The following is an 8,187-nucleotide window of genomic DNA, read 5'->3' as shown; positions in this document are numbered from 1 at the left end:
CCAACTCTTCAAGCTCCTCGAACGATCCGAGCAGCCGGCAGACGCCGGTGACCAGAAAACCCCTCAAGCGGCTTGACGAGATATAGCAGCCTCGGTACGGACGCCGGCGATCGCGAGCGTGGCCGAGGCGGTCCTGATTTCGGCGAAGTCCTCGGTGGCCCGGTTCGCCCGCACGCCGGTGGCGCGCTCGTAGAAGTCGACGAGGCGGGCCACATCGCCGGTGATGATGCGGATCGAGACGAAGTCCATGGGTTTTTCTCCTGATCGGTCGGTGCTCGGATCACACGCTACGATCAATACCGGACAGAATCCGCCCGGTATTCGCAGGAGACTTTCCGCCATGTCCCGACCCATCGCGCGCGTGCTCACCCTGCTGGAACTCCTACAGGCGGGAGGCATCCGGACCGTGGCCGAACTCGCCGACCGGCTCGACGTCGACGAGCGCACGGTGCGCCGGTACGTCGACCACCTGATCGACCTCGACGTACCCGTCGAGTCCGTGCGCGGCCGCTACGGCGGCTACCGGTTGGCTTCCGGCTACCGCATGCCACCGCTCATGCTGAGCGACGACGAAGCGCTCGCCGTGTTGCTCGGCCTGGTCGCGGGTCGGCGGGCCGGCCTGATGACGGCCACCGGCACGGCGAGCGAGACGGCGGCGGCCAAGATCCGGCGCGTCCTGCCCGAGCGGCTCGGCCGCAGGCTCGACGCCGTGCTCGACTCTCTCGCCTTCACCGCGCCGCCCGGTGAGCCGACCGCCCCGGAGAGCGCGGTCCTGCTCGCGATCGCGGACGCGGTGCGCCATCACCGGCCGATCTCGATCCGCTACGGCGCCGCCGACGGCCGGCGCAGCGAACGCTCGCTGCACCCGTATGGGCTCGTCGCCCACTCGGGCAGGTGGTACGTGACGGGTGCGGACCTCGCGGTGGGCGAGGAGCGCACGTTCCGGCTGGATCGCATCGCCGACGCGAGGGCCCTGCCCGGCACGTTCGAGCCACCCGCCGGATTCGACCCGGCGGAGCGCGTCCTGACCGGGCTCGCCACCGCTCCTTACCGGCACGACGTGACTGTGCGCGTGCAGGGGACAGCCGCAGAGATCCGCACCCGCCTTCCCGCCGGCATCGCCATCGTGGCGGAGTCGCCGTCCGCGAGCGACCCGGGGGACCCGGCGCCCTGGTGCCGGGTCGAACTGCGGGTGGAACGACTCGACTGGCTACCCGCCGTACTCGCGTCGCTGGACCGGCCGTTCGTCATCGAGCGACCGGACGAACTCCGCGACCTCGTGACGGCACTCGCCGACCGGCTCCTGCGGTCGGCCCGGCAAAGCCCACATCGCGCATGAACAGGTGTGGACACGGTCCCGGTCGGCGGCGGCTGCCGAGCCCGTGCGCGCAGCCGGTCCAGCGCGAATGGGATTGGGCCGGCCCGGACCGCTTTCGTAGAGTCGCGGTGTGACACGACACGACATACCTGATCCCCACCTGCCCATGCTGACGCTGCGGCAGGCCGCGTATCTGCGCGGGTTGACGGCCGACTTCTTCCAGGCCCGGCATGGTGTGCGCCCGGCCGTCGAGGGCGATGCCGTGGAGCACGCCGGCCGTCTCGGTCCGCTCACGAACCTGGCGCAGCGGTGTCGCGCGGTGGGCGAGGAGCATTGGCCCGCGATGGTGGAACAGCACTTCGGCAGCCTGGAGGAGACCACGTCCCAGGGTGAGGAGAGCGCGCAGGAGTGGTTGCGGCGGGCCTATCCGCGGCTGCTGCCCGACGACTTCTTTCCCGCGGATGCCGCGTCCGGGTTCCGCTACGTACGCCCGGTGGCCGAGGGACTCATTGTGGCCTTCGCCCTGGACGCGCCCAGCTCGGTGCGGATCCTGACCGACGGGGATGTGGCACGCACCGGGCTCGAAGAGCTGTGGGCGGCCGGACGGGCGAATCTGCTGAGCGATCCGGTGGAACACGTGGAGGTGCGCGGACCGCAGGGCGCGCTGCTGCACTCCGTCAGTGGTGGCTCGCACTTCGTCGCGAGCAAGGCGCTGGAACTGCCGGAGTTGGTCCGGGCCGTCACCGGGCGGGAGTTGCCGGCGGCCGGGGCACTGGTGGCCGTGCCCACGAGGCACCTGCTGGCGTTCCATGCGATCGTCGACGGCACGGTCGTGGATGCGGTCAACGACCTTGGTGCATATGCCTTGGGCGCGTATGAGGACGGCCCGGGCTCGCTGTCCCCGAGGCTGTACTGGTGGTGCCGGGGGCGGTTGGTTTCGCTGACGGCCTTCGACCGCGACAGGCGCACGTTCTCCGTGGTGCCGCCGCAGGAACTGATGGATCTGATGAAGAGCCTGCGCGACCGGGACGGCAGCGGCAGTCCGGCGCGCGAGGTCGACGACGCCACGGTCGATGTCGAGCAACTCACCCGCACGGTGGCCGAGTTCACCACGCGGTTGGAGCACGACACGAGTGGCTTCGGTGGCGGTTTCCAGGCGGCCGTGGACCTTGCGCACGCACGCTGCGCCGACGACGCCGGCGCGGCGAAGTTGGAGACCTGGGAGGCGTGGGTCACCGCGATGCAGGTCGGCTCCGCGCTGTTCGCCACCACCCTCGCCCGGGAGGGGACCGTGCAGTGCCGGGTCGGCGAGCGCGAGCTTGCTCTGCCCGGCTCCGGCCCCGCACCGTACGCCGGCGCCCGTGCCTGGCTCGACGCCTTCTGGCTCGCGGTCGTCTGCCGTGAGCAGGAGCGGTTGACCGGCCTGTGCCGAGTGCCGCTGGAGGAGTTGCGCCGTATCGAACCGGTGGACGACTACGTCCTGCACTGGATCGACACCCTGCAGAGCTATTGGTTGAGGCGCCCCACGGACGATGTCGTCCAGAAGTTGATCGCCACCATGAACGCGTCCGGGCCCGACGTGGCCACCCGCACGCCCGCGGACTTCCTCAACCTGATCGACTACCAGCCGGTGGCGCTCTTCCACCGCTTGCTGACGAACGACCAGGCGGCCTTCTCGGAGGCCCTCGCCGAAGCCCTCGCCCACCATGCCCGCTATTGGGACGGTTCGGGTGCGCCGCGCGGTCGGGTGGCACTGGGCCCGCTGGCGATGGCCTGTATCGCGTACGACATGGGATTCCCCGTCGACGTCGACACGACATCGCCGTACCTGCCCAAGTACGTGCTCAATCGAGAGTGGCTCGGAGAGTTCGCCACGTGAACCCGGCGTAGCCGCAGGCGGTTCAGCCCGATCGTGCCATCGGGCGCGGGTGGCGCAGCGGAGGGCCCGGGTACGACTGGCGGCGGGTCCTCCGCGCGGCGTGGCGGGATTGCGCCGCGGCGACCGCGCGTCCTCGCTCGCGGGCGGGGTTCGGCGCGGCCGGACCGGCGGTTTCCAGCCGGCCCTCGAAACAATGGGGCGACGGTATTCGCTGCGCCGGGCAACTCCCTTGCACGGTAAACCATTTCCTTGAAAATTAATGGTCTAGTCCACTTTGGTCCAGACCATTGACTTCCGTGTGTGTCGGGCTGTCTCATACCCCATGCCGCCGTGCGACGCGAATCGGCGGTACGTCCCCACGTATACAGACTGGACGCACATGCGACTCTTGCGTACGTTCCGCGCGGCCGTAGCCGCGACCGTCACCACCGCAGCGGCGGTGAGCCTGACCATGATGGGTGGCGGGCCGGCCCAGGCCGCAACTCCGCTCCCAAGCCACGTCTTCGCCCCCTACTTCGAGGCGTGGACCGGTGACAGCCCCGCCGCGCTGGCCGCCCGATCCGGCGCCAAGCACCTGACCATGGCGTTCCTCCAGACCGCGACCAAGGGATCCTGCACGCCGTACTGGAACGGCGACACCGGCATGCCGATCGCCTCCTCGACGTTCGGTGCCGACATCAAGACGATTCAAGCCAACGGCGGGGACGTCATCCCCTCGTTCGGCGGCTACACGGCGGACACCACCGGCACCGAGATCGCCGACAGTTGTACCGACGTCAACCAGATCGCCGCCGCGTACCAGAAGGTCATCACGACCTATGACGTCACGCGGCTCGACATGGACATCGAGGTCGACGCGCTCGACAACACCGCGGGCATCGACCGGCGGAACAAGGCCATCAAACAGGTCCAGGACTGGGCCGCGGCCAACGGGCGCAAGATCGAGATCTCCTACACGCTGCCCACCACGACCAGCGGCCCGGCGGCCAACGGCGTGGCCCTGCTCCGGAACGCCGTCGCCAACGGCACCAAGGTCGACGTCGTCAACATCATGACGTTCGACTACTACGACAACGCCACGCACAACATGGCCAACGACACCGAGACCGCGGCGCAGGGCCTGTACAACACGCTCGCGCAGCTCTACCCGACCAAGACCCCCGCGCAGTTGTGGGGCATGGTCGGCGTCACCGAGATGATCGGCGTCGACGACTTCGGGCCGGCCGAGACGTTCAGCCTCGCCAACGCCCGCCAGGTCTATGACTGGGCCGTCGCCAAGGGCATCGACACCCTCTCGTTCTGGGCCCTCCAGCGCGACAACGGCAACTGCCCGAACCAGCCGGCCGCGGACAACTGCTCCGGCATCGCACAGAACACCTGGGACTTCAGCCACATCTTCGCGCCCTTCACCGGCGGCACCACGAACCCGACCAACGACTTCTCGGTCAAGGCGACCCCCGCCTCCGGGTCCGTCGCCGCAGGCTCCTCGACCACCTCCACGATCTCGACTGCGGTGACGGCCGGTGCCGCGCAGACGGTGAACCTGACCGTCGGCGGTGCCCCGGCGGGCGTCACCGCCTCACTCAGCCCCACCTCGGTGACGGCGGGCGGCTCCTCGACACTCACCGTCAACACCACCGCGGCGACCGTGTCGGGCACGTACAACATCACCGTGGCCGGGGCTGCCGCCTCCGGCGGTCACACCACGACCTACGCCCTGACCGTCACCGGCGGGAACGGTCACCAGTGCACGGCACCCCCGTGGGCGTCGGGCACGGTCTACACCGGTGGGCAGCAGGTCTCGCACCAGGGTCACACCTGGAAGGCCAAGTGGTGGACGCTCGGCGAGACGCCCGGCACCACCGGCCAGTGGGGTGTCTGGCAGGACCTCGGCGCCTGCTGAATGCGTCCCTGATCTCCCGAGGTGAACCGCGTGATGCCCGGCAGGACCCCTGCCGGGCATCACCCGCGTCAGCGCGCCCCCGCCTTGCTCGGCCATCGGCAACTCCCGCTCATCCGGCGGTGGTTGCGGGGCCGTCCCGGGTGTGCGATCGAGCGATCCGGGCCTGCCGGTGGTGGAGCGGTCAGACGATGCGACCCGCCGGTGAGCGGGTTCGGGGGTGCGACCGGCCGGGCCGTTCGGGCCGGGGCGGTCACACCCCCACCGGTTACAGGCCGCGGGCCAGGTGGTCGGTGAGCAGCCGGGTGAAGCGGGCCGGGTCGGGCAGGTCGCCGCCTTCGGCGAGTACCGCGCCGCCGTACACCAACTCGACGATCTCCGCCAGCGCGGGGTCGTCGGCGTTCGCCTCGTGCGCCGAGCGCAGCGCGGTGATCAGCGGGTGTGTCGGGTTGAGCTCCAGGATCCGCTTGACCGAGGGCATCTCCTGCCCCATCGCCCGGTACATCTTCTCCAGCGTCGGGGTCATGTCGTGGGCGTCGCCGACGATGCACGCCGCCGACGTCGTCAGCCGCGACGACAGCCGGACCTGCTTCACCTGCTCGGACAGGGTCGTGGTCAGCCACGGCAGCAGGGCGGCGAAGTCCTGCTCGCGCTTGGCCTTTTCGGCTCCGGCCTCCTCGTCGCCGGCGTCGGTCGCCTCGTCGAGGTCGACCTGGCCCTTGGCGATCGATTGCAGCCGGTGGCCGTCGAAGGCCGGGACCTGGTCGACCCAGACCTCGTCGACCGGGTCGGTCAGGATCAGGACCTCGTATCCCTTGGCGGCGAAGGCCTCCATGTGGGGCGAATTCTCCACCATCGCGCGGGTCTCGCCGGTCAGGTAGTAGATCGCGTCCTGGCCGTCCTTCATGCGCTCGACGTACTCGCGCAGGGTGGTGGGCCTCTCCGCGTCGTGCGTGGAGGCGGCCGACACCAGCTCCAGCAGGGCCTCGATGTTGTCGGTGTCCTGGAGCAGGCCCTCCTTCAGCGCCCGACCGAACTGGGCCCACAACTTCGCGTAGCGCTCGCCGTCCTTGGCCTGCATGTCCTTGATGGCGCCGAGGACCTTCTTGACCAGACGCCGGCGCACGCCGCGGATCTGGCGATCCTGCTGCAGGATCTCGCGGGAGATGTTCAGCGACAGGTCGTGGGCATCCACGACACCCTTGACGAAGCGCAGGTAGTTCGGCATCAGCGCTTCGCAGTCGTCCATGATGAACACGCGCTTGACGTAAAGCTGCACGCCGCTCTTGGACTCGCGGGAGAACAGGTCGAACGGTGCCTGCGACGGAATGAACAGCAGCGCCTCGTACTCGAAATTGCCCTCGGCGCGCATGTGGATCGTCTCGGCCGGGTCGAGCCCATCGTGGCTGATCTGCTTGTAGAACTCGCTGTACTCGGCCTCGGTCACCTCACTGCGCGGCCGGGCCCACAGCGCCTTCATCGAGTTGAGCGTGTCGACTCCGTGCGTGGTGACGCCGTCCGTGTCGGTGCGTACGGTGGCCATCCGGATCGGCCAGCGGATGAAGTCCGAGTACTGTTTCACAATCTGGCGGATCTTCCACTCCGCCAGATAATCCGCCAGCCCGTCCTCGCTGTCGGCGGCCTTGAGGTGCAGGGTGACCGAGGTGCCGACGGGCAGACCGTCGACGGCCCGGATGTCGTAGGTGCCCTCGCCGTCGGACTCCCACAGGGTGCCGGAGTCGGTGCCTGCCCGCCGGGTGCTCAGGGTGACCTTGTCGGCCACCATGAACGCCGAGTAGAAGCCGACGCCGAACTGCCCGATCAGGTTCTGCGCCGCGACGGTGTCCTTGGCTTCCTTGGCTTCCTTGATCTTCTCCAGCAGACCGGCGGTGCCGGACTTGGCGATGGTGCCGATCAGCTCCACGAGGTCGTCCCGACTCATGCCGATACCCGTGTCGCGGACGGTCAGCGTGCGGGCGTCCTTGTCGATGTCCAAGGCAATGTGCAGGTCGGAGGTGTCGACCTCGAGATCGGAGTCGATCAGGGACTCCAGCCGCAGTTTGTCCAGTGCGTCGGAGGCGTTGGAGATCAGCTCGCGCAGGAAGATGTCCTTGTTCGAGTAGATCGAGTGGATCACCAACTGGAGCAACTGACGGGTCTCGGCCTGGAATTCCAGCGTTTCGACGCTGCTACCCACCCTGGGGTCTCCTTTCGGGAAGAAAACATGATTGAACGGATACGACCAGCCCGGTTTCGGGATCACCGCGGTCCGTGCGGCGATCCCGCACCTGCGTGGTGATCGCCTTCCGTCGGACGGCCATCGCATCCTCACTCGGTGGTGCGTTCACGGCCGCTGTCTCGGCGGCGCCGGTCGGATGCCCGGCGGACCTCGGCGATGCTGCGATCCACCGAGCCGACCCGTTCGGCCGGCGCCGGATGGCCGGGCCGGAGATGGCCACGGGCCTTGGCCGGCGGGCCGAGGAGGTCTGCGGCATCGTCTCTGCCCAGGGCCCGACACAGCGCGGCCGGGTCCGGTTCGGCGTCGGCCGGCAGGTCGGTCGGAGCGTCGATCTGCCCGGCGGGTTCCCGCAGGCCCGCGGCGTTGGTCCGGGCCCAGCCGGCCACCGCCCGGTCACCGGCCCGCTTGTCCCGTTCGGCGGCCACCCGCTGGTCGCCGGTGGCCCGCGAGCCGTCCGGGGTGGGCCGAAGTCGCAGATACCGGCCTTCGGCCGCCTGGCGGCCGGCCACACCCAGCGCCGGAGCCAGGTCGGCCCAGCTGGTGCCCAACACCCGGGCGGCCTCGATCAGGTCGGGCTCCCAGCCGGCCATCTCCGGGCGCAGCTCGCGCAGCAGCGTCAGTGCGACGAGCACCTGGTTCGCGCTCAACGCCGTGCCGGACGAATCGGGTGTGCGCCTCGGCTCGTGGACCGCGCGCATCGTGTCTCGGATCCACCCCAGGGCCACACCGGTGTCCAGGGCGGCCGAGGCGTAACCGGACGCCGCGCCGGGCGTCGGCCCCGGACCGCGCTCCCTGTGCCCCACTGGAAGTCATCCCCTCGGCGACGCCATATTGTGTCGTCGTTACGACGA

Annotated in this window: 5 protein-coding genes and 1 pseudogene; 3 read left to right on the top strand and 3 right to left on the bottom strand. The window is 69.5% G+C overall.

Going from position 1 to position 8,187, the window contains the following annotated elements:
* Window positions 1–93 precede the first annotated feature (93 nt).
* Window positions 94–249 (bottom strand): annotated as a pseudogene (locus ABZS54_RS08410) (VOC family protein); the annotation flags it as partial.
* 91 nt (window positions 250–340) lie between these two features.
* On the opposite strand from ABZS54_RS08410, the gene ABZS54_RS08405 reads away from it, so the two are divergent.
* The 3 genes from ABZS54_RS08405 (at window position 341) to ABZS54_RS08395 (ending at window position 5,100) form a co-directional block, all read left to right on the top strand.
* Window positions 341–1,339: a YafY family protein gene (locus tag ABZS54_RS08405; protein WP_355532393.1), complete on the top strand. Its 999-nt coding sequence runs from the start codon at window positions 341–343 to the stop codon at window positions 1,337–1,339.
* Window positions 1,340–1,448: 109 nt separating this feature from the next.
* Window positions 1,449–3,197 (top strand): immunity 49 family protein, encoded by a 1,749-nt coding sequence (locus ABZS54_RS08400; RefSeq protein WP_355532391.1) that lies wholly within the window; start codon window positions 1,449–1,451, stop codon window positions 3,195–3,197.
* A gap of 379 nt (window positions 3,198–3,576) precedes the next feature.
* Entirely contained in the window at window positions 3,577–5,100 is a 1,524-nt protein-coding gene (locus tag ABZS54_RS08395) for a glycosyl hydrolase family 18 protein (protein ID WP_355532389.1), read from the top strand.
* Window positions 5,101–5,365: 265 nt separating this feature from the next.
* Here the strand turns inward: ABZS54_RS08395 and htpG are convergent, their stop codons facing one another.
* Window positions 5,366–7,294, bottom strand: a complete 1,929-nt coding sequence (htpG, locus tag ABZS54_RS08390; RefSeq protein ID WP_355532387.1) for a molecular chaperone HtpG — start codon at window positions 7,292–7,294, stop codon at window positions 5,366–5,368.
* A gap of 131 nt (window positions 7,295–7,425) precedes the next feature.
* Window positions 7,426–8,139 carry a type III effector protein gene (locus tag ABZS54_RS08385; protein ID WP_355532385.1) on the bottom strand — a complete coding sequence of 238 codons (714 nt, stop codon included), beginning with the start codon at window positions 8,137–8,139 and terminating at the stop codon, window positions 7,426–7,428.
* Window positions 8,140–8,187: the final 48 nt, after the last annotated feature.

This window comes from Embleya sp. NPDC005575, from assembly GCF_040605455.1.
Classification (GTDB): Bacteria; Actinomycetota; Actinomycetes; order Streptomycetales; family Streptomycetaceae; genus Embleya.
This window is presented reverse-complemented; position numbering and strand designations above follow the sequence as displayed.

Coding starts and splice junctions, on each gene's coding strand:
- ABZS54_RS08395 (WP_355532389.1), top strand. CDS start 3,577: ATGCGACTCTTGCGTACGTTCCGCGCGGCCGTAGCCGCGACCGTCACC.
- ABZS54_RS08405 (WP_355532393.1), top strand. CDS start 341: ATGTCCCGACCCATCGCGCGCGTGCTCACCCTGCTGGAACTCCTACAG.